This is a genomic window from Micromonospora sp. DT231 (genome assembly GCF_049847025.1).
Taxonomy (GTDB): domain Bacteria; phylum Actinomycetota; class Actinomycetes; order Mycobacteriales; family Micromonosporaceae; genus Micromonospora.
Genome location: NZ_JBNCNO010000008.1, coordinates 247,402 through 268,672, shown reverse-complemented (window position 1 = coordinate 268,672; position 21,271 = coordinate 247,402). Strand labels below are relative to the sequence as shown.

19 protein-coding genes are annotated in these 21,271 nt (G+C 71.6%); all 19 read left to right on the top strand.

The window, feature by feature from the left end:
• Positions 1-118 precede the first annotated feature (118 nt).
• The 19 genes from ACPXBU_RS21995 to ACPXBU_RS21905 all read left to right on the top strand — a co-directional run bounded on the left by ACPXBU_RS21995 (position 119) and on the right by ACPXBU_RS21905 (position 20,479).
• The gene (locus ACPXBU_RS21995) at positions 119-499 is read left to right on the top strand and encodes a pilin (protein WP_425759447.1); all 381 of its coding nucleotides are present in this window, start codon (positions 119-121) and stop codon (positions 497-499) included.
• 5 nt (positions 500-504) lie between these two features.
• Complete coding sequence (locus tag ACPXBU_RS21990; RefSeq protein WP_425759497.1) at positions 505-1,419, top strand: hypothetical protein; 915 nt, start codon at positions 505-507, stop codon at positions 1,417-1,419.
• Positions 1,420-1,454: 35 nt separating this feature from the next.
• On the top strand, positions 1,455-2,378 hold the full coding sequence (locus tag ACPXBU_RS21985; RefSeq protein WP_425759496.1) for a PrgI family protein: 924 nt from the start codon (positions 1,455-1,457) through the stop codon (positions 2,376-2,378).
• Positions 2,375-4,165, top strand: a complete 1,791-nt coding sequence (locus ACPXBU_RS21980; protein ID WP_425759446.1) for a VirB4 family type IV secretion system protein — start codon at positions 2,375-2,377, stop codon at positions 4,163-4,165. Before ACPXBU_RS21985 ends, ACPXBU_RS21980 begins: the two co-directional genes overlap by 4 nt.
• The gene (locus ACPXBU_RS21975) at positions 4,162-6,681 is read left to right on the top strand and encodes a type IV secretory system conjugative DNA transfer family protein (protein WP_425759445.1); all 2,520 of its coding nucleotides are present in this window, start codon (positions 4,162-4,164) and stop codon (positions 6,679-6,681) included. Before ACPXBU_RS21980 ends, ACPXBU_RS21975 begins: the two co-directional genes overlap by 4 nt.
• Positions 6,682-6,893: 212 nt before the next feature.
• Entirely contained in the window at positions 6,894-7,769 is an 876-nt protein-coding gene (locus ACPXBU_RS21970) for a replication-relaxation family protein (RefSeq protein ID WP_425759444.1), read from the top strand.
• A 480-nt stretch (positions 7,770-8,249) separates the two neighbouring features.
• On the top strand, positions 8,250-8,966 hold the full coding sequence (locus tag ACPXBU_RS21965; protein ID WP_425759443.1) for a hypothetical protein: 717 nt from the start codon (positions 8,250-8,252) through the stop codon (positions 8,964-8,966).
• 406 nt (positions 8,967-9,372) lie between these two features.
• On the top strand, positions 9,373-10,044 hold the full coding sequence (locus tag ACPXBU_RS21960; protein ID WP_425759442.1) for a hypothetical protein: 672 nt from the start codon (positions 9,373-9,375) through the stop codon (positions 10,042-10,044).
• Positions 10,041-10,433: a hypothetical protein gene (locus ACPXBU_RS21955; RefSeq protein ID WP_425759441.1), complete on the top strand. Its 393-nt coding sequence runs from the start codon at positions 10,041-10,043 to the stop codon at positions 10,431-10,433. Before ACPXBU_RS21960 ends, ACPXBU_RS21955 begins: the two co-directional genes overlap by 4 nt.
• Before the next feature lie 153 nt (positions 10,434-10,586).
• Positions 10,587-11,504: a MarR family transcriptional regulator gene (locus tag ACPXBU_RS21950; protein ID WP_425759440.1), complete on the top strand. Its 918-nt coding sequence runs from the start codon at positions 10,587-10,589 to the stop codon at positions 11,502-11,504.
• A gap of 95 nt (positions 11,505-11,599) precedes the next feature.
• Positions 11,600-12,277, top strand: coding sequence for a diguanylate cyclase domain-containing protein (locus tag ACPXBU_RS21945; RefSeq protein ID WP_425759439.1), 678 nt, complete (start codon positions 11,600-11,602; stop codon positions 12,275-12,277).
• Between the two features lie 104 nt (positions 12,278-12,381).
• Positions 12,382-12,969, top strand: a complete 588-nt coding sequence (locus ACPXBU_RS21940; RefSeq protein ID WP_425759438.1) for a hypothetical protein — start codon at positions 12,382-12,384, stop codon at positions 12,967-12,969.
• A gap of 214 nt (positions 12,970-13,183) precedes the next feature.
• Entirely contained in the window at positions 13,184-13,582 is a 399-nt protein-coding gene (locus ACPXBU_RS21935; protein WP_425759437.1) for a hypothetical protein, read from the top strand.
• 136 nt (positions 13,583-13,718) lie between these two features.
• Entirely contained in the window at positions 13,719-14,132 is a 414-nt protein-coding gene (locus ACPXBU_RS21930; RefSeq protein ID WP_425759436.1) for a hypothetical protein, read from the top strand.
• Positions 14,133-14,237: 105 nt separating this feature from the next.
• A complete protein-coding gene (locus ACPXBU_RS21925; protein WP_425759435.1) occupies positions 14,238-15,329 on the top strand; it encodes a M23 family metallopeptidase in 1,092 nt (363 codons plus the stop codon).
• A 101-nt stretch (positions 15,330-15,430) separates the two neighbouring features.
• Positions 15,431-16,102 carry a hypothetical protein gene (locus ACPXBU_RS21920; RefSeq protein ID WP_425759434.1) on the top strand — a complete coding sequence of 224 codons (672 nt, stop codon included), beginning with the start codon at positions 15,431-15,433 and terminating at the stop codon, positions 16,100-16,102.
• Positions 16,103-16,173: 71 nt separating this feature from the next.
• Positions 16,174-17,268, top strand: coding sequence for a DUF4314 domain-containing protein (locus ACPXBU_RS21915; RefSeq protein WP_425759433.1), 1,095 nt, complete (start codon positions 16,174-16,176; stop codon positions 17,266-17,268).
• Positions 17,269-17,687: 419 nt separating this feature from the next.
• Positions 17,688-18,836, top strand: coding sequence for an AAA family ATPase (locus tag ACPXBU_RS21910; RefSeq protein WP_425759432.1), 1,149 nt, complete (start codon positions 17,688-17,690; stop codon positions 18,834-18,836).
• 11 nt (positions 18,837-18,847) lie between these two features.
• Positions 18,848-20,479 carry a VWA domain-containing protein gene (locus ACPXBU_RS21905; RefSeq protein ID WP_425759431.1) on the top strand — a complete coding sequence of 544 codons (1,632 nt, stop codon included), beginning with the start codon at positions 18,848-18,850 and terminating at the stop codon, positions 20,477-20,479.
• Positions 20,480-21,271: the final 792 nt, after the last annotated feature.

Below are 21,271 nucleotides of genomic sequence, written 5' to 3'. Positions count from 1 at the left end.
CATGCGGTTCGCGCCTTCTTCACTTGCGCCCGGCGGCGGTCCTATCGGACCGCTTCGAGCAATCGCCGCCCCCGGTCACGCCTGTTCGTGGCCGGGGCGCGGCGGGAGGTGAACCGCAATGTCCCGCTCCCCACAGCACACTCTCCGAATCCCGCGAGTCGTTCGTCTCGCGCTCCGTGCGGCCGTACCGCTGGCCGGCGTCGGCCTGCCACTCGCTCTCCCGGCCGCCGCGTACGCCGATCCGGGCACCGCCGTCTACCTGGCGGCGTACTCCCTGCCGGTGGTGATCGCCAACCTGCAGGCCTGGGTCATGGGCATCCTGGCCGCCATCGCCACCCTCTTCCTCGTCCTGGCCGGCGTGTACTGGGCCACCGCAGGTGGTGACCCGTCGCAGGTCGAGAAAGCCAAGCTCGCCCTGCGCAACGCGCTGATCGGCTACGGCCTGGCCGTCCTGGCCCCGATCCTGCTGCAGGTCGTCCAGGGCATCGTCGGGGGTTGATCGCCGTGGGATGGGTCCTCGACCAGGTTCTTGATTGGCTCACCGCGGCGATCCTGGCCTGCCTCAACGCGATCTTCGACCTGATCACCGGCATTCTGCTCACCACTCCGAGGGTCACCGTGCTGCCGCAGGTGCAGGCGCTCACCGGCCGGTCGATCTGGATCGTGGATACCGTCTTCGTGTTGGCGTTCGTCGCCGCCGGCGTGCTCGTCATGGTCGCCGGCGGCGACGAACAGTCGCGCTACACGGTCAAGGACCTCCTCCCGCGGCTGGTCGTCGGGTTCAGCGCCGCGCATTTCTCCCAGTTGGCTTGCGACCAGCTCGTCGATCTCGCCAATGCTCTGACCGCGGCGATCAGCGAGGGCGGCTACGACGGCGGCGGCGCGTTCACCGCGATCCGCACCCATCTCGCGGCGGCACAGGACCGCACCGTCCCGCTGTTGTTCCTCGTCCTGATCCTCCTCATCACCGTTCTGGTCGTGACGGCCGCGTTTCAGCTGATCGGCCGGTTCGTGGCGCTGCTGGTGATGACGAGCATCGCGCCGCTGGCGCTGGCCTGCCACGCGCTGCCGCAGACCGACGGTCTCGCCCGGCTGTGGTGGCGCGCCTACGCCGGATGCTTGGCGATCCCCGTGGCGCAGGCGTTCTTCCTCACCGCGGGGCAGCAGACACTGCTCGACCCGGCGACCATGCTGCCGGTGTTCGGGCTGCCCGTCGACCCGGGCGGAACGCTGAACCTCCTGGTCGTGGTGGTGCTGCTGTGGACCACCGTCAAGATCCCCACACTGTTGGCCCGCTGGGCGGGCCAGACCGGACGTAGCACGAGCAGCATGCTCGGCGCGGTGGTCCGCGTCGTCGTGGTGCAGCAGCTCGCCCGCACCGTCCCCGGCCTGAACACCCTTCGGAGGACCATCAGATGACCCGACCTGATCCCGAAGCGCCGATGAGGGCACGGATGCCCGCCGACGTCGACGCCCCCGACAAGGTCGCCTACGGGCTGACGTTCCACCAGCTGGCGATCGTCGCCGCCGGCGCGCTGCTGTTCTACGCCGCGTGGCGCACGCTGCATGGCGTTGTCCCGGCGCCGGTGTTCATCGGTGCTGGTGTGGTGCTCGGCGGGCTGGTCATCGGTTTGGCGCTGGGCCGACGCGACGGCCTGTCGATGGATGTGTGGCTGCTGCACGCGATCCGCCACACCCGCACCCCCCGGTCGCTGTCCACCGCCACCGTCGCGGCGGACACCGGGACGCCGGATTGGGTCGAGACCCCCACCGCCGGCCGGATGCCGCTGCCAGCGCCGTTGCGGCTGCCCGCCGACGCCATCGACGACGACGGGGAGGTCAGCCTCGGTGACGCGCGGGCGGCGATCGTCGGCACCACCACAGTGAACCTCGCGCTTCGCACACCCGCCGAGCAGGCGGCCCTGATCGAGGGGTGGGGTCGGTGGCTCAACAGTCTGTCGACGCCGACGCAGATCGTCGTGTCCGCGCAACCGGTTGACCTGGCCTCCCATAGCCGGGCTCTCGCCGCCGCCGTGGACGTCCAGCCGCATCCGCGGCTGGGCGCGGCGTGCGCCGATCACGCCGAGTTCCTCGGCGACCTGGCCGCCCGGCGGGACCCGCTGCGTCGGCAGGTCCTGGTCGTCACCCGCGCGGCGGCCGGCGAGCGCGCGCATGCCGCGCGGCGGCGAGCCGATGACACGGTGCGGGCGTTGGCCGGCCTCGGCGTCAGTCCGCGGGTGCTGGACGGCTCGGCGGTCACCGCCGCTCTGGCCGGCGCCGCCGATCCGTACCGGCCACCGCAGCCGGGCCGCCTGGCCGCACCCGACGCCGTCATCACCGCCGCTGCCCCCACCCGCAGGGCAAGGAGCCAACAATGATCAGGAAGAGACGGTCCGTCGACGACGGCGCACAGCCTCAGCCGGACTCACTGGCGTCGGCGGTCGCGCCGGCCACCGTCGAGGTCACACCCCGGTGGCTGCGCGTGGGCGACGGCTTCGCCGCCACCCTCGTCGTGACCGGTTACCCGGCCGAGGTCGGCCCGGCGTGGCTGGAGCCGCTGCTGTCCTGGCCGGGCCGGCTCGACCTCGCGTTGCAAATCGAGCCGCTGCCGGCGCCGATCGCCGTGTCCCGGCTGCGCACACAGCGAGCACGGCTGGAGTCCTCCCGGCGAGCCGACTCCGAGCGCGGCAAGCTCGCCGACCCCTACGTCGATGCCGCAGCAGATGACGCCGGTGACCTGGCCGAGCGACTGGCCCGAGGCGCGGCGAAGCTGTTCCGCGTCGGACTGTACCTGACCGTGCACGCCCGTACCGAAGACGAACTCCTGCAGGCGTGCGCGCAGGTCCGGGCCGCCGCCGCGTCCACCCTCCTGGAGGTGCAGCCCGCGACGTGGCGGCAGCTTCCCGGCTGGACCACCACCCTGCCCCTCGCCTCGGATGGGCTGCGGATGCTGCGCACCATGGACACACAGGCCCTCGCGGCCGCGTTTCCGCTGTCGAGCCCGGACCTGCCCGCACCGCTGCCCGGCGACCCGCCGGCCACCGGCGGTGTCCTCTACGGGATCAACCCGGCCAGCGCCGGCATCGTCTGGTGGGACCGCTGGACGCAGGAGAACCACAACTCGATCGTCCTGGCCCGCTCCGGAGCCGGGAAGTCGTACTTCGTGAAGCTGGAGATCCTGCGCAACCTCTACCAAGGGGTGCAGGTCGCGGTGGTGGACCCCGAGGACGAGTACCTGCGACTGGCCGACGCGGTCGGCGGCAGCATCGTCCGGTTGGGCCTGCCCGGCGTGAAGATCAACCCCCTGGACCTGCCGGTCGGCGACCGGCGTCCCGACACCCTGACCCGCCGCGCCCTGTTCCTACACACGCTCATCAGCGTGCTGCTCGGCCACCAGCCGCCACCAGCGGAGCGAGCCGCCCTGGACCGGGCCATCCTCGCCGTCTACCGGGCCGCAGGGATCACCGCCGACCCGGCCACGCACCACCGGCCCGCGCCGCTGCTGCGCGACCTGGCCGCTACGCTACGCGCCGACGACGACCCGGCCGCCGCGACGCTGGCCGCCCGCCTCGCACCGTGGGTTCAGGGAAGCTTCGCCGACCTGTTCGACGCACCCACCACCCAGGCCCCGGTCGGACACCTGGTCGTGTGGTCGATGCGGCACCTGCCCGACGAACTGCGCACCGTCGGCACCCTGCTCGCGCTGGACTCGATCTGGCGCACCGTCGACGCCCCACAACGCCCCTCGCGGCGGCGGCTCGTGGTGGTCGACGAGGCGTGGCTGCTGATGCGCGACGGCGAAGGCGCCCGCTTCATGTTCCGCATGTCGAAGGCGGCACGCAAGCGCAACGCCGGGCTGACCGTCATCACCCAGGACGCCGCCGACGTGCTGGGCACCGACCTCGGCAAGGCGGTGGTGTCCAACGCCTCCACCCAGGTGCTGCTGCGGCAGGCGCCGCAGGCCATCGACGCCGTCGGCGAGGCGTTCGGGCTCACCGACGGTGAACGGCGGCTGCTGCTCTCGACCCGCCGCGGCCAAGGGCTGCTGATCTCCGGGGCGAGCAGGACCAGCTTCGAGTCGATCGCCTCGGATGCCGAGCACGCGCTGGCGACGACTGACCCGGCCGAGCTGGCTGACTTCGACGAGGAAGAGGACGACTTGTGACACCACCGACCGAAGCCCTCAGCTCAGCGCTCGCGTCACCGCCACCGGCGCCCAGCCCCACCATCGGGCCGGGCGCCGGTCGCATCCCGCCCCCCACCGGAGCAGCGGGCGCGCTGCTCGACGCCGCCGTGTGGGCCGCACAGCGGCCGTGGCTGGCGGCTGTCGCCGTTGGCGGGCTGATCGTGTGGATCGCGGTCCGCAACCTCGTCGAGATTGGGCGGCACCGCCACCACGCCCGTGGCGCGCGCCTCGTGACGATCGCGCCGCCGCCGGAAGTCGACCCGCACAGCGCGCCAGCGTTGTGGGCGAACCTGGCCGGCGTGCTGACCCCGTCACGGCGGCGGCGCCTGCTCCACGGCACCCCACACGTTGTGTGGCAGTACATGTGGTCCGGCCGGCAGCTGCTCATCTCGATCTGGGTTCCCGGCACCGTCCCTGCGGGGGCGGTCGAGGCCGCGGTGCGGGCGGCGTGGCCCAGCTCGGCCACCACCACCGATGACAACCCCCCGCCGCCGATCCCCCTGGGCGCCCATCCCGCGGCTGGTGGGCACCTGCTGCCCGTGTACGCGGAGTGGCTGCCGCTGGCCACCGACCACGACACTGACCCGCTGCGTCCGCTGATGGCGGCTGGCGCGCAGCTCAAGCCTGGCGAGTACGCCTGCGTGCAGATCCTCGCCCGCCCGGCCACACCCCGGCGGGCGGCGCGGGCCCGCCGCGCGGCCGGGCGGCTACGGGCGGGCAGCACCGCCGTCCCGGCGATCAACCCGGCGGCACCGCTGCGGTGGCTGCTGGACGCGTTCCTGCCCGGCAGCGGCACCACCGGCCGCGCTACGGCGCCCGCGTCCCGGCGGGATCCCACCGTCGAGCGCGACGTCCGGGCGATCCTGGACAAGATCGGGCACCCGCTGTGGCAGACCGGCATCCGGTACGCCGTCGCCACCACCAACCGGCGCCCCAACGTCGACCCGACCGGCCGGCTGCGGGGCATCGCCGACACCCTCGCCTCGGCGTTCGCCATCCACACCGGCCGCAACCGGCTCACCCACCGCGCCCGCATGCGAGCACCGGTGGCCGTCCTCGCCGCACGCCGCCTCGGCCCCGGATTCCTCACCTCCGCCCCGGAACTCGCCGCCCTCGCCGCGTTGCCGCAGGACCTTGCCGTGCCCGGCCTCGACCGGGCGCGGGCCGCGTCCATGCCAGCACCGGTCGCCGTCCCCGGCGGCGGCCGTGGGGTGAAGATGCTCGGCGACGCCGAAATCGGCGGCCACAGTGTCGGGCTGTCAGTGGCGGACGCGAGGTATCACATGCATGTGATCGGTTCCACGGGCTCCGGCAAGACCACCCTGCTGGTCAACATGGCCCTCGACGACATCAAAGCCGGCCGCGGCACCGTCGTCATCGACCCACACGGCGACCTCGTCCTGGACATCCTCGACCGGCTCCCCGCAGGCGTCGCCGACCGCGTCGTCCTCTTCGACCCCGACCAGGACAACCCACCGACGCTGAACCCCCTCGAAGGCGACGACCCCGACCTGGTCGTCGACAACCTCGTGTCGATCTTCGGGAACATCTTCGCCAAAGCGTGGGGACCGCGAATGGACGACGTCATGCGGGTGGCCTGCCTAACCCTGCTGCGCCACAACAACGTCACCCTGCAACACATCCCCCCACTGCTCAACAGCCCCCAGTTCCGCTCAGCGATGACGGTGGACCTGGACGACCCGGCCGGGCTCAGCGGCTTCTGGCAGTGGTACGACAGCCTCAACGACAGCCTCCGCTCGCAGGTCATCGGACCGGTCCTCGCCCGGCTGCGCGCGTTCCTGCTGCGCGACTTCGTCAAACGCACCATGCGCTACCCGAAGTCGAGCTTCGACATGGGCCGCGTCCTCGACGGCGGCGTACTGCTCGTCCGCATCCCCAAGGGCGTGCTCGGCGAGGACACCAGCCGGCTGCTCGGCTCCCTGATCCTCGCGCAGGTGTGGCAGGCCACCACGGCCCGCGCCGGCGTCGAACCCGACCGGCGCCGCGACGCGACCCTGATCATCGACGAGGCCCAGAACTTCCTGACCCTGGCCAACTCCCTCGATACGATGCTCGCCGAAGCGCGTAAGTACCGGCTGTCACTCGTGCTCGCCCACCAGGACCTCGCCCAGTTCCCCCGCGACCTGCTCGCCGCGGCATCGGCCAACGCCCGCAACAAGATCTACTTCACCGTGGCGCCGGAAGACGCGAAGGTCCTGTCCCGGCACACCCTGCCGGAACTGGGCGAGCACGACCTCGCCCACCTCGACGCGTACACCGCCGCCGCACGGCTGGTCGTCAACGGCCGCCAAACCCCGGCGTTCACCATGAAAACCCGGCCGCCGAAGCCGGTCGTCGGCGAGGCGACCGCCATCCGCCAGGCCGCCGCCGCGGCGGTACCGAGCCAGGACACCAGCGCCGTCGACGACCTCGTCCAACGGCTCAGCCGCAAGCCCGACGACCGTCGATCCCGTCCGAGAATCGACCGGAGCTAACTGTCCCCTGTCAGACGGTGGCGTCGCCCGGTTCGCGCACCGGCTCGCCATCGGGATCGTCACCGGTGACCGTCGGACATCCGCAGCACAGTGCTGACCTGGGCTGTCAGTGCCGCACACACCCCGTGACAGGCCCTCCGCACCGACCTCCCTCATCCCAGACACCCCTCCCGATCGGGAGGGGAACCCCATCCTGCCCAGGAGCAAATAGCGTGTACTCCCGTGTTCCCCCCACCTCCCGCAACCCCGATCCGCTAGCGGTCTTCGGTCGCATCGTCCCCCGCGACCACGCCCTCCTGACCCTGCTCGCCGAGCACTACCTGCTGTCCACCGACCACATCACCAGCGCCCTCTTCGACACCCGCCGCACCGCGCAACGGCGGCTGACGATCCTGCACCGCCTCGACGTGCTGCACCGATTCGGCCGCAGCGGCGCCCACGGCCGGTACGGGTCGCTGCTCTACACCCTCGGACCCGTCGGACTGCAGCTACACCCGACCGTCTACCACGACCCTGCCGGCACCAGCGGCAGAGCGCCGCGCAGCTCCCTGGAACGCGCCAAGCGCATCGCCGCCAGCGGCCAGGTCAACCACCTGCTCGGCGTCAACCAATTCTTCACCGACCTCATCGCCGCCGCCCGCCACACACCCGACACTCTTCTGTCGCGCTGGTGGTCCGAGCAACACGCCACCACCGTCTACGCCCAGGCCGGCATCCGCCCCGACGGGCACGGCGTATGGACCGTCGGCGACACCTCGACCGGCTTCTTCCTCGAGCACGACAACGACACCGAGAACCTTGCCCGGGTCGTGGCAAAGCTGCGCGGCTACGAACGCCTCACCACCTTCGGCCCCCGCTACCCCGTGCTGTTCTGGGTCCCCAGCCGCCGCCGAGAGGCCAGCCTCCTCAGGGTGCTCGCCGGACTGCGCACCGCCAGCCCGATCGCCACCGCCGTCCACGGCCCCGACCCGGCAGGTCGGGTATGGACCCTCGTCTCGGACCCCATCCACCGGCGGTACCTGCACGACCTGCCCTGCGACCACGGCCCGGACACGGTCACCAACCCGCGGCGCTTCGACCACCCGTAGAAACTCACACCGCAGGCCAGCGCGCGACACCTGCCGGAGTGAGCACCTCCGGCAAGCCGACTACCGTCGCCGACGTCTGTCAGCAAACAAGAACATCTGTGAGAGTCGTGAAGGCTCACAGCATCCGCGCCGACGAGGGCTCCGCTGCGAACCGGAATGGCTCACAGCGCAGGTCAGCCCCACTGTCCGGCGATCAACTCGTCGGATCGGCCTGACAGAACAGGCCGCTACCGTTCACGGCACTAACACCCCCTCATACATCTCCACCCCGGTCCGGTCCCACCTCGGAACCACCGCCGCACCTACCGGTGCGCCCCGCCCACCCGCCCCTCCCGGGGCCGGTCGGCGCCGCGCCGCGCGGCGACCCCAGGTCGCACCGCACCAACCCGCACCGCACCTCTCCCGCAACCGACCCACGCACCCAGTGGGCCGGTCATCTCCGCGCGCCCTGACGCGCCTACCCCAAGGAGGACCACACTCATGCCGAAGAACCCGAACCGGAAGGCGACCGAGCCGACTGTCACACCGACGGCCACGATCCGCACCATGATCGTCTGCGTGCCGGGCGACCTGCACCGCGAGTCCCTGACCGCACACCACCTCGACCGCAACTTCGGTGTGCAGGGCACTCTGTCGCCCCGCTTCTGGGCCAACCCCGCCCTGCACCTGTGGCAGCGCAGCCAGATGTTCGGACTGCGCAAGGGCCGCCCGGCCTACTGCGCCGGCGGACCAGCGCGACTGCTCGACCTGACCGGCATGCGCCACGCCGCCGCTATGGGGGCGGGCATCCGTCACCAGGTGTTCAGCCGCGCCGTGCACGGCACCCGCAACGCCACCCCGTGGCACGTCTACGAGGCCCGCCACCTGGCGGACCCGCAGCAGTACCCGTGGGACACGGCCGTCGCGGACTTCACCCATCAACCCCGGGTCAACGCCATCCGGATGCACAACGCCGCCACCTACGGCGCCGGGCAGATCCGCCTCAGCGAACTCGAGATGTACCAGGCCGGCTGCATGGCCTACCAGCACCACAGCGCCCTGACCGCCCTCGCGGGCGACGCGCTGATCACCGCCGAACGGGCGAAGCTGGCCCCGGCCAGCGACGCCATGGCCGACCGGGTGACCTACCTCGAACAGGCCAACCGGCTGCTCGACGCCATCGACCCCGACCAGCGACTGCTCGCGGTCGCGCTCTGACAGAGCCGGCTAAGAGGGAGACGCGCCCGACGGGCCGGTCATTGGTCCTGCTCCACGAGGTCAGCGCCTGCGTCCGCGCCGCAGCGCCGCAAACCGCTAGCTATCCACGCGCATCTCATCGCGCAGCTTCGGGTTCCCCGCACGCACTGGCGCACCGCCCCGCTCACCATTCCGGCGACCGGCTCAGGGCATCGGCAGAAACCCCGCGAGCCGCCGCATCTCGCCCCCGGCGTGCCAGCCGCCCCTGGCAGGGGCGCTGACTGCGCTGCCGGCCAGCGAGACGGCCGCCCTTTCCCTCTTGCGCATAAGCCGGCAAGCGCCGGCACCAACCCCTACGCACCGCACCGAGCCGTCGGCGACCAAGCCCTGGTCGCCGTCATCACCCTGCCTGAAGGGACACCGCTCCATGATTCAACTTCCGATCTGCCCCGTCTGCAACGAGCCGGTGGCAGACCAACCCGCCACGCACTGGACCAACGCATACCGCGGCGGCATCCCGTGGTGGCATCTGGCCGACAACAGCCCCATCTGCGCGGCTGCCGACGGCCAACACTCCCAGCCGGCCCTCGTCGCCGACCCGCTACCGGTCGACAGTCAGACCAACACCTGGCTCGACGACATGAGCCGCCTGTTCGCCGTCGACGGTCCCTACGACCCCGCCCGACTGGGCAGCGCCATCACCGCCGCCGAGCACCTCACCCGCTGGCTACACACAGCCACCGGACCGTTCAGCGCGCTGCTCACCCTGCCGACGCCCTCCGACGTCACATCCCTGATCGGGCACCTACACCGCAGCACCCGGCTGCTCGCCCGGGTGCACTCACAGACCGGGTCCTACCTCCTCGACCAGGCCCGCCAGGCACACCTCGCCAGCCTCGATGACAGCGAGGGGCGCAGCGAGGTCATCGACGCCGCCGACGACATCCGCGCATGGTTGCAGGACGCGGCCGACTGGCTCGCCCAATCGGCGCAGGCGTCAGGGGTCGCTTGGTCCAGCGTCCGCAAGGTCGCGGCCGCGAGTCACCTCGGCGCCTCCTCCACCGCTGGCGATATCGACCCGCAGGAGGGCCAGCAGTGACGAGTCCTGACTACACGCCGCGTCAGGGCAGCACAGCCGTCTTCTCCGGTCGGTGGCTGCGCTACGAACCGGTCCCTGGCTTCCACCGCTACCACGAGGGCTACCTCGCGACGGTGACCGGTTGGTGGAACGGCAGCTTCGAACTCGCCCTCGACCACGAGGCCGTGATCGCCCTTACCCAGACGTTCGACGCGATGGCCACCTACGTCGGCGATGACTGGCGCACCGTCGGCTTCGACGGACACACCCTCACCATCGCCCGTCCGGTGTCCCTCGGCGGCGGCGTCCACCTCGTCGAGCCCACCCGGGGGCGGTACCGGATCGGCTGGGGCCTTCCGTGGCTGCCGGTCGACCCGAGCCGCTGCGACCGCGTCTTCGGCCAGCCATAGCCGCACCGCCCACCAGCACGGGGGCCTGGCAGGCCCCGAGCGTCGACGGCATCCCGAGATCCGGTCACCGCACTTGATCACGAGGCGCTGTCGAAGCGTGGATCAGTGCACGCCACATCCCGGCAGACGCAACAGCAGCCACAGGGAGGACTCATGGACAACCCCACCGATCAGACTGCGGCGCCCAGCGCCCTAGACAAGGTCGCCGCCGCTCTGGCAGCACTTGGCCAGGACACGGCCGCCGCGATCGCGCAGCGCGCCGGCGTCGGCTACTCGACGGCCACCAAACGACTTCGCACCCTGGCAGAGGCAGGCCAGGCCGAACCGGTGCGCGCCGACGACGGCCCCACGCTCTGGCGGCACGTGGCGAACGCGGCGACCCGCACCGACAGCGGCGACCCGCCGGCGACCACGACCGACGCCAGGCACGACCCGCCCCCCGCGCTGACGGACGACAACGCGGACGAGGCTCACGGACCGGACGAGGCCCCCGGACCGGCAGAGGAGGCGAACACCGCCTCGGCGGCGAGACCGGACGAGGAATCGACCAGTCTCCAGCCGGACGACGAACGCCGACCAGCGCCGGACAGCGACGCGGGCCGGCCAGCCCTACAGGACCCACCCGCCAAGCCGGACAACGTCCCCGACGCACCGACCACAACGCCGGCGGAGGCCGGCGAGGCTTCCCCGGCCGACGCCGAGAATCCGCCCGCAGCGGACGCGTCCGGTCAGGCAGACTCCGCGCCCAGTCTGGACCCGGAGGGCAGCGACGACATCGTTGCGCCCAGCAGCCCATCCGAGGCTCCGAGCGCGTCCGATGGCGGGAAGCCACGCCGGTCCAAGGGCAGCCTGCGCGGGGCCATCCTCGACGTGCTAGAAGCCCATCCCAGGCAGCCGTTCAAGACCAGCCAACTGTGCAAGGCCATCGACCAGGCGAACGAGGGCACCGACTCGGCCAAGGCCAGCGCGGGCGCGGTCGTCAACGCCGTGCACAAGCTCGTCACCGACGGAGTCGCCGTTCAGGTCGCCGAGAGGCCAGCGACGTTCCAACTCGCCCCGGCAACCACCTAGCAAAACCCGTTACCGCTGGTAGCCCGGGGCGGGCGTCGAACTTGGCGGAACCACGCCCGCCCCGGTGCTCCTTAACAGACAAGGAGCGACGTCAAGTGTGTCACCTGAGCTCGTACCTCACGGCGGCCGGCGGAGTCCTCGCTGGTCTCGCCGTCGCCGCGGCGCTGCTCTCCCGGCAGCGGCACATCATTCACCATCAGCGGCGGGCGTTGGCCGCCCGCGACCGTGACCGGTCCTACTGGCATCGGCTTGCCACGCACAACGACACGAGCGACCTGCCGAACCGGCGGGCCCTGTGGACCCACCTTGAGGCCATGTTCTCGCTCGGGGAACCGCTCGGGCTCGTCCTCATCGACCTGGATCGGTTCAAGCAGGTCAACGACACCTACGGCCACGAGCACGGCAATGACCTGCTGCGCGAGGTCGGGCACCGCCTGAGGGCCCTCGGGCCGTCGGTAGCCCTGGCCGCGCATCTCGCTGGCGACGAGTTCGCCCTCGTCGTGCACGGTGACGACGGCGAGGTCGAGACTGTCGCGGAGGCCGCCCACCGCCGCATCTCGGAGCTCCCGTACGAGATCGCCGGGCAGCAGGTGATCGTCACCGCCAGCGTCGGCTACGCGCTCGCCGAGCCGGGCATGCTGCCCCGCGACCTCCTGCACGCCGCCGACCAGGCCATGTACCTGGCCAAACGCAAGCGTTGCGGCGTCCGCGCCCACGACCCGGACCACGCCACGCCGCCAGGAGTCGTCATCCGCTACCGCGACCTGCGGTAACACGCCCCCGGCGCCAACCGCACCCACGTCCCCGCACCACCAGGAGCCCCGCAGGCCCATTCGGCCTGCGGGGCTTCGCGTACCCCAAGGAGCCCATCCCCGTGATGTCCTTCAACACCGTCCACACCCTGACCGGGTGCCTGCTGCACGTTGAGGCCAGCGCCGACCTGCTCGGCTGGGGCCGCCGGCCTCTCCTGCTGCTCGTCCAGGACCGGCCCTCCTCATCAGCACCTAATGGCCTGAGACGCCAGATGCGCGCCGTGCACCTGCCGCTCAACGACACCCGCATGGGCCGCTACCGCGCCGGACTCGCCGACCTCCTGCCGGACCTCGCCACCGCGCTCGACAGCAACCAGCCGCTCGCCCGGCCCACCCTCGCGGCCTGCGTCGACATCGGCCTGATCACGGACCTCCTCGCCGATCCCACCCCCGGACTCCGCCTGCTGGCCTGGGCCCTCTGCTACGAGGACGTCCTCGTCGAGCCCGACGACCTGCACGAGATCCGCCGCGTTGACGCGGTCGACGCCGACCGCCGCGGCTACCGGATCACCAGGCTGCGGGGCGAACCGCACCCCGTGGTCCGCGTCGACGACCAAGCCGACCACGACGACGGACCAGCCACCCGCTCCGCACTGGCGCGTCTCATCCAGACCACCAGCAGGCCCGGCCGAATCACGCCGACAGCCTCCTGACGGCCGCCGACGCCCCGCCGGAAGCGTGGGTCCCGACCTGACCCGCACCGCACACCCGTGCCCTACGGCACCACCCAGGCAGACGACTTGACCTTCATCGAGAGAGGAGCGTCGATCAATCAGGTCATTGTCCGGGGCTGCCATCAGGCACAACACGACCGGCGCCGACCGGACTGTGGCCCCTGCTCACAACCCCGACGGAAGGTCACCCGCCATGTCTGACCGCAGCCGAACCCGATCGTCCCAGCGCGCCGTCCTCCCCCGTGACGTCACCGACCCCCTGCTGTGGCGGCTGGCCGTGGACGTCCTCACCGCCCATCAGCCCGGACCCGGCAACCGGTGCGCCAACCTGCAGTGCGCCGACCAGAGCGGGCCGTGTTCGGCCGTCAGGCAGGCACAACGGGCGATGCGCGCCGCGCGAGCCACACCACCGCCACAGCCGGCACCCACCCGTGAACCCACACCACAACGGCCGGCCCGCAACTCCCTCGGATTCGTCGGCTGGTTCACCAACGGTCTCGCCGCCGCTGCCACGCACCTACTGCCGCGGGTCCCGCAGCGGCTGCCCCGCCGCGTCCCCGGCGCGACCCTGACCGCCGCCTACGCCGCGTAGCCGCAGCCCAGACGCAACGACCAACTCCACCCATCCCCGACCAGGGAACCTCACGACCTTCGACCGCGTGGCCCACCACGGCCGCGCGGTCGTCGCCGTACCCGCACACAACCACCACGACGAGGAGAGACGACCCGTGGGAACCACCTGCTACGTCAGCGCCATCAATCCCGCCCAGCCCAGCACCGTCCACGCCCGCTACGTCCACTTCGACGGCTACCCCCTGGCGCTCATCGCGCAGCTGCGCGGCATCTGGGCCACCACCGCCCGCCGCGACACTCAAGCCCTTATCGACGCGGTCCTCGCCCACGACTGGTACTACCTCGGATCCGACGTCACCCCAGACACCCGGTCGTTCCCCCACCAGCACCCCGTCGGCGGTGTCGGCGTGACGTTCGACGACACCGAGCCGGAGCCCGCAACCGTCTTCCCGCTCAGCCGCGCCGTCGACCTCGACGCCTCCTGGATCTACGTGATCAACCCGGCCGACGACACCGTCACCGTGCACACCGGCGACGGCGATCCGGTCGGTGTCCACAGCCTCAGCTAGCCGGCAATCAGGAGAACCAGTCATGCCCGGCCACGCCTCTCCCCTCGTCCAGCGCAACGCCACGTCATCCCACGCCGCCGCGCCCCTCGGCCGCTGGGGGCCGACGTGAAGCTCCGAACTCTGGGGTCAGTCGCGGTGGCGCTCGTCGCCGTGTTCATCCTCTGCGCCGGTGGGCTCGGCGGATTCCTCGCCGGCGGCACCGCCGCCGCCGAGTGTGTCCCCGTGGCCACCTCAACCGATCGCTCCTCGACCACCACTACGTCGCCACCCGGATCGCCGACCCTGTGGCCGACGATCGGTGACTGGGACAGCGACCAGGTCGGCAACGCCGCCGCGATCGTCACCACCGGCGCCCGCCTCGGGCTACCAGCGCGCGGCTGGGTAATCGCGGTCGCCACCGCCATGCAGGAGAGCAGCCTGCGAAACCTGCCCGGCGGCGACCGGGACTCAGTCGGGCTGTTCCAGCAGCGCCCCAGCCAAGGATGGGGCGCCCCCGCCCAGCTCCAGGACCCCGTCTACGCCTCGAAGAAGTTCTTCAACGAACTGGCCACGATCCGCGGCTGGCAGACGATGCCGCTCACCGAGGCCGCCCAGGCCGTGCAAGTCAGCGCCTTCCCCGACGCCTACGCGACATGGGAGGGACCAGCCACCCACCTGGTCACCGCGATCGCCGACACCGCAGGCCTACCCACCGACGGCCTGGCCGGGTGCGGGGCCACCGGCCCATGGACGCAGCCGGTCCTCGCCCCTGTCGGGTCGGGCTTTCGTAGCTCGGACCGCCCCGGTCACGACGGCGTCGACCTCAGCGCCTCGCGCGGCACCATCATCCGCGCCGCGTCCGCCGGGACCGTCCGCACCGTCCGCTGCAACGCCGTCCACGCGGACACCGGCGCCGAGTGGGACTGCGACCGCGACGGCGACCCCGCTCGCACGCGCGGGTGCGGCTGGTACGTCGACATCGACCACGCCGGCGGCCTGCTCACCCGCTACTGCCACCTGGACCAACCCCCGATGGTGACGGTCGGGCAGCCGGTCGCCGTCGGCCAGCCCATCGGCGTCGTCGGCTCCACCGGCCACAGCTCCGGCCCGCACCTGCACTACGAGGTGCACCACAACGGCGATGCCAGCCCGAACGGCGCGATCGACCCGGTGCCCTTCATGGCCGCACATGACGCCCCGCTCGCCACCGGGCCCTAGCGGCGATACCGGCGGCCCATGGTCACCCGACTCGGCGGCCGTCGGGCCCGCGGACGGCCGCCGCAACCCCCGATCCACAGATCCTTAAGGAGGACAGGCACATGAGCACACCCGTCCTGATCGGTGTCGCCGCGCTCCGCGGCAGGTACATCGCCCGGGCCATCCAGCTCGGCGAGGACCCGGAGGTCCTGGTGCCGCTGCTGCGCCGGATCTGGACCGACACGTTCGGCCGCGACACCGACGCCTTGGCCGCCGCGCTGCTGGCCCGCAACTGGTGGAGCCTCGCCGTCAACCCCAAGCCTCGGCGATGGCACCGGCAGCCGCCCGTAGCGGGGCTGGGCTACCCGGCCGTCACCGGGAACAACACGATCCGGCAGGGGTCGCTGCGGGAGGACCTCGACGGGTTCGACGAGTGGCTGTACCTGCTGCGCCCCGACCAGCGGCTGCTGGTGGTGTACGAGGCGACGGTCCACGGCCGCTGGCTGCGGCACAGCGTCCACCACCTCGACCCGATCGAGGACCTGTTCGTCACCACACCCGCCCTCGACGAGGGCGGCCCGGAGATGACCGTATGCACCGTCTGCGGCGCCGTCGACGAGATCGACCACGTCGAGGTCCCGTCCATGGCCGGCTACGGCCACGACACCGCCACCAGCTGCACCCGCTGCGGCTCCTCGGTCGCCACCGACCCGATGTTCGGCGCCCACCTCACCCGCAAGCCCTGGCCACCGCACTCCCCCACGACGGGTGACACGACGGGCAGCACCCGATGAGCACACCCGCCCCAATGCCACCGCCACCCACCGGCGGTGACGGCCTGTCCACTCACCGATCGGAGAGCACCATGACCTACCAGTCCGGCCAGCGCATCGCCCTGGTCCACACCAGCGACCCGCACACCCGGTTGCGGCCCGGCGACACCGGCACCGTCCGCCGCCACGACCAGCAGCAGAACATAGTCGAGGTCACCTGGGACAGCGGCTCGGCCCTGTCGATGTGCCTCGACGCCGGCGACCGCATCCAACCGGTCACCACCACACCGCCGCCCACCGGTGGGCCCGTCGACGAGGCCGCCGGATGGGCCGCCTCACTGCAGCGGATGCGCGCCGCTGGCACCGAGGCCGGCGGCACCGCCGCCGAATGGTGGGCTCAGGACACTATTGGCGCCCGAGTCACCGGCGACACCCGCCTGGCCGCCCGCCGGGTCCTCGCCGGCATTGACGATGGGGATCCCGCCGTCCTCGATGCCCTGCCCCGCTTCACCTTCGCCACAGAGGCGGTCGACACCGCCGGATGGGGGCTGTTCGCCGACGTTATCGGCGACGTCTGCGGCTGGTTCGGGCTGCGCATCCAGCAGCGCGACGAGGCGATGACCGTCTACCGCGACGCCTTCGACACCGCCGCCACCGACCGGATCGCCGACCTGTGTCGCCTCGCGGCCAGCCCCACCGGCGTCGATGTAACCCACCTGCGCCCCGACCGGGTCCGTGTCGGCGACACCGGCGTGTTCTCCGGCGACTGGGCGCGCACTGCCGACCCGGACGGCGGCGACCGTTTCGCGGTCGGGTTCGCCGGCACCCTGATCGACCACTGGAACGGGTGGGCGGTGTTCTCCTGCACCCGTGCGGTCGCCGAGGCGATCGTCACCGACCAGCAACTGCACCGCGACCAGTACCGCGACAGCCTCCGGGACGAGGGCGTGCCGGAGGACGAACTGGACCGGCGGGTCGACGCCGCGCTGGCCGACCTGTCCTTCGACGGTGACGTCATCGTCGCCGACCAGCGCGCCCTATCCGACGACCCGGACGCCATTGAACGCATGGCCCCCGGCGGTGACAGCCGGTACGTGGTGATGGGCCGCAACTGGTGCTGGGAGGCCGTCGACCCGTACGCCTGCGACCGGATCGTCGGCGACCTGCCCGACCCCGACCAGGCGTAGGCCCAAACCTGACCAAGGCCAGATTGGCACCGGCATAACCGCCGCCGACAGGCGACACCGACACGCAAGCAGTCGAAGCACCGTACGCGGGCCGGGCGCCGGCCTGCGATTCCCGAGTCCGACCGCGCCTTCCCCACCGGTAGGCGCCCCGACCTGAACAGCGCTCCGCGTAGCCGAGCACGACTACGTGCGCTCTTCCCGCCCGCTGTGGCTCACCAACGCCGCCGCGCGCCCCGGGAAGGGGCGCGCGGCGGCCTATTCGCCAAGGAGCACCTCATGCCACGCCTGAACCGCACGCCGATCTGTCGGTCCCTGACCGGTCACACGCCAGCGCCGCAGCTGCGCGGGTACGACTTGATCACCTCCGGGAGCGCGGGTATCAGTTGCACCCCGACCGCAGCCATCGTCGGAGGTGCCCGGTGACCTCGCCCGCTCGACCCGCCAAGCCCAAGGCCAAGCCCCGCCCCATGTTCGGGCCGGTCCTGGCCCTACTCGCGGCCGAACCGCACCGCGCCTTCTCCATCGGCGACCTGGGCAAGGAACTGCCCGGCCGGTCGTCCGGGGCGATCGGATCCGTTTTGAACCGCCTCGTCGACCGTGGTTGGGCGACCGTGTCCACCGGATCGCCCCGCCGGTACACCATCACCGCCGAGGGCATCGACGCGTTCTCCGCAGGAGCAGGTACCAGCCGCGCTCCGTCGGCTGCCACCGGCACGCCCACGGCGCCCGCCGCGCCGGCACCTGCCCCGAGCGGCCCGGTTCCCCCGCGTCCCGGCGCTGTCCTGCGCACCAACGGGGTCTGGTACCTGCCCCGCCAGCTCGGCGACGGCACCGACGTCGAGGTGCTGCGCCAGCTGCGCCGCGACACCATCCCGGTCCTGCTCTACGGGCCACCCGGCACCGGCAAGACCAGCCTCATCGAAGCCGCGTACCCCGATGCGATCACCGTCGCCGGGCACGGCGACACCACCGTCGAGGACCTCGTCGGCAACTACGTTCCGCTGCCCGACGGCGGCTTCGCCTTCGCCTACGGGCCGCTCGTGAGCGCCATGCGCGCCGGACGCGCCCTGTTCATCGACGATGCCACCCTCATCCCACCCCGCGTGCTCGCCGCCTTGTATCCGGCGATGGACGGGAGGGCCACCATCACCATCGCCGCCCACCACAACGAAGTCGTGACCGCCACCGACGGGTTCTTCGTCTGCGCCGGCCACAACCCCGGCGTGCACGGAGCGATCCTCACCGAAGCCCTCGCCTCTCGATTCTCCGTGCATATCGAGGTCACCACCGACTTCCAGCTCGCCCGCTCCCTCGGCGTACCTAACGGCGCCATCGACGCGGCGATCACCCTCAACGCGCGGATGCGCAAGCACGAAATCGACTGGGCGCCGCAACTGCGCGAGCTCCTGGCGTTCAAGCGCGTCGCCGAGAGCCTCGGCCTCGCCGCCGCCGTGGCCAACCTCGCCGCGATCGCACCAGAGGCCGACCGGCAGGCCGTCGTCGAGGCCCTCCAGCGGGCCTACCGCGGCACCACCATCACCCCCCTCACCCTCGGCAAGCAGAAGTAAGGCAGGCCGCCATGACCAGCGTTTCCGCACACCTGCGCCCCTCCGGCGCCAGCCCCGCCTCCACGGCCCCGGCCGCCTCACCATGGGGCCGGTGGTCAGCGGCTTGGACCAGGCAGGCCGCGACACTGACCGGCCGACTCGACGCCAGCGTGACCGTCATCCCGGCCGACGGCGGCCCACCCGGCTTCAGCTACCCCGCCACCGCCCAGATTCAGGTCGACGCCGACCTCATCGCCGACCCGGCGATCGCCGACCCTCGCCGGCCCGGGCACCGGTCGAAGGTTCCCGTCGCCTACGGCGTCCTGCTGCACGAATGCGCCCACGTCATCCACTCCCAGTGGGACCCACCGCCCACCGTGGCGCCCGTCGTCCGGGAAGCCGCGCTCCTGCTCGAGGAGTCACGCATCGAACGCCGCTACCGCGACACCCGACCCCGCGACCGACGGTGGCTACGCCGCGCCGTCACCAGCATCATCGACCCCGCCGACACACCCACCGACACCCTGTGGAGCGCCGCGTACGGCGCCGGACTGCTCCTTGCCCGCGTCGACGCCCGGATCCTTTACCCCGCCGACGTTCGCGAGGCACGACGCGCCATCACCACGGTCCTCGGCGGCAAACTCATCCGGGGCCTGCGCGCCGTCTGGCGGGAAGCCCACACCGTCGGCGACACCGACACCACCCGCATGATCGAACTCGGCGAACGCTGGTGCCGCCTACTCGGAATCGACCCGACCATCACCCCGGGGCTGCCCGCCGACGACGCGGCCGCCAGCGCGATTGCGGCAGCCATCTCCGGCGCCCTCGACACCATCCTCCACAACCCTGCCGACACCCCCGAACCCGCAAGCGACAGCAGCCGTCCCCACGGACCGGGCATCCACGTCGACACCGACACGCCGATCACCTGGGCCGAACGCGACGCCCGCGACGCCGAACGCCACGCCGCCAACCGCCTCACCGCCCTGCTGCGCCGCGCCCGCCACCGCGAACCCGCCCGCACCCGCGAACCCAGCGCCGCACCGCCCGGGCGGCTGCGAACCGGCGCTGCGGTCACCCTCGCCGCCCAGCGCGCGGCCGGGGCCATCCCCACCGCCCAGCCGTGGCAGCGCACCGTACGCCGCCCTGTCCCCGACCCCGAGCTGACCGTCGGCATCCTCATCGACGCGTCCGGCTCGATGGAGGACTTCGCGAAACCCATGTCCTCCGCCGCGTGGATCGTCGCCCACGCCGCCACCCGCGCCGGAGCCACCAGCGCGACCCTTGCCTACGGCGACAGGATCACCGTGCTCATCCCACCCGGCCGCCGCCCGACCACAGTCCGCGACATGCGCGCCGACGCCGGCACGGAACGGTTCGTCGAAGCCTGCGCCGAAGCCGACCGGCTCCTGCACCTGTCCACCCCCGGCACCGGACGGCTGCTCGTCGTCGTCTCCGACGGCCACTACGTCAACCCCGACGAAAGCCAAGCCACCATCACCCGCCTCCACCACACCGGCTGCACCGTCCTCTGGCTCGCACCCGACAACAAGGGTTGGCCGCCCAGGATTTACGACAACGCCACCACCATCACCGTCGACGACCCCACCACCTGCATCAACCTCATCGGCCAAGCAGCCATCGACGCCCTGACCACGGCCTGAACCCGCACCCGCCGCGGGGCCTTGCCGAACAGGGCACAGCGGGGACGGATCCGGACCACACCGTCCGGACCGTCCCCCGCTGTACACCCGCAGGTCCATGATTCGCAGCCCGCGACGCAGGCGCACAGAACCTCGCGCACGACTTGTCGCCATCGCCGCATAGAGCATCAATCGCCTGAGCCCTTCGGACCAGGCGTCGCGCCGTTCACCAAGGCGACCCCACAGGCTCGGGCGTGGCGGCACACGGTTGATGAGTAGTCGGAATCTGCGAAGTGCGGGGCTGTCTCGCTAAGGGCTCTGGCTCGCCTTCGGTGGTGACTTTCCGTAGCGGCACCGTCGGTGCGTGCGAAAGCCCGCCTCCGGCGCTTCGGTTCTGTCCGGACATCGCCGGGGGCTCTGCCTGGTGCGATCTTTGCTCTCTTTGCACCAATTCGGGCGGCCGCGCTGACCAGACGGATAAGCCATCACCGTCTGCGACCACCCGCAGTGAGCCAGAGCCGTTGGCTGGACAGACCCGATGTATGCGCTGAGATGTTGGGTGTGGCCGTTCCGGAAGAGCTTTTGCTGCAAGGGCAGAGGGCATCACTCCCCCGAGGCGAACCGGCATGTGCGTCGGTTGTGTTGGTGGTGTCGGGGTTCGGTCGACGGCTCTGGATCGATCGGTGGATGTGGAACCGAGCCCGATGGATGCACCATGAAAGCCGATCTTGACCAGCACGGAAGGAACGTCCAGTGACAGAGGTCGGATTTTGGACCTGCGAGCACAACGGCTGCCTCAAGCACCAGAGTCCC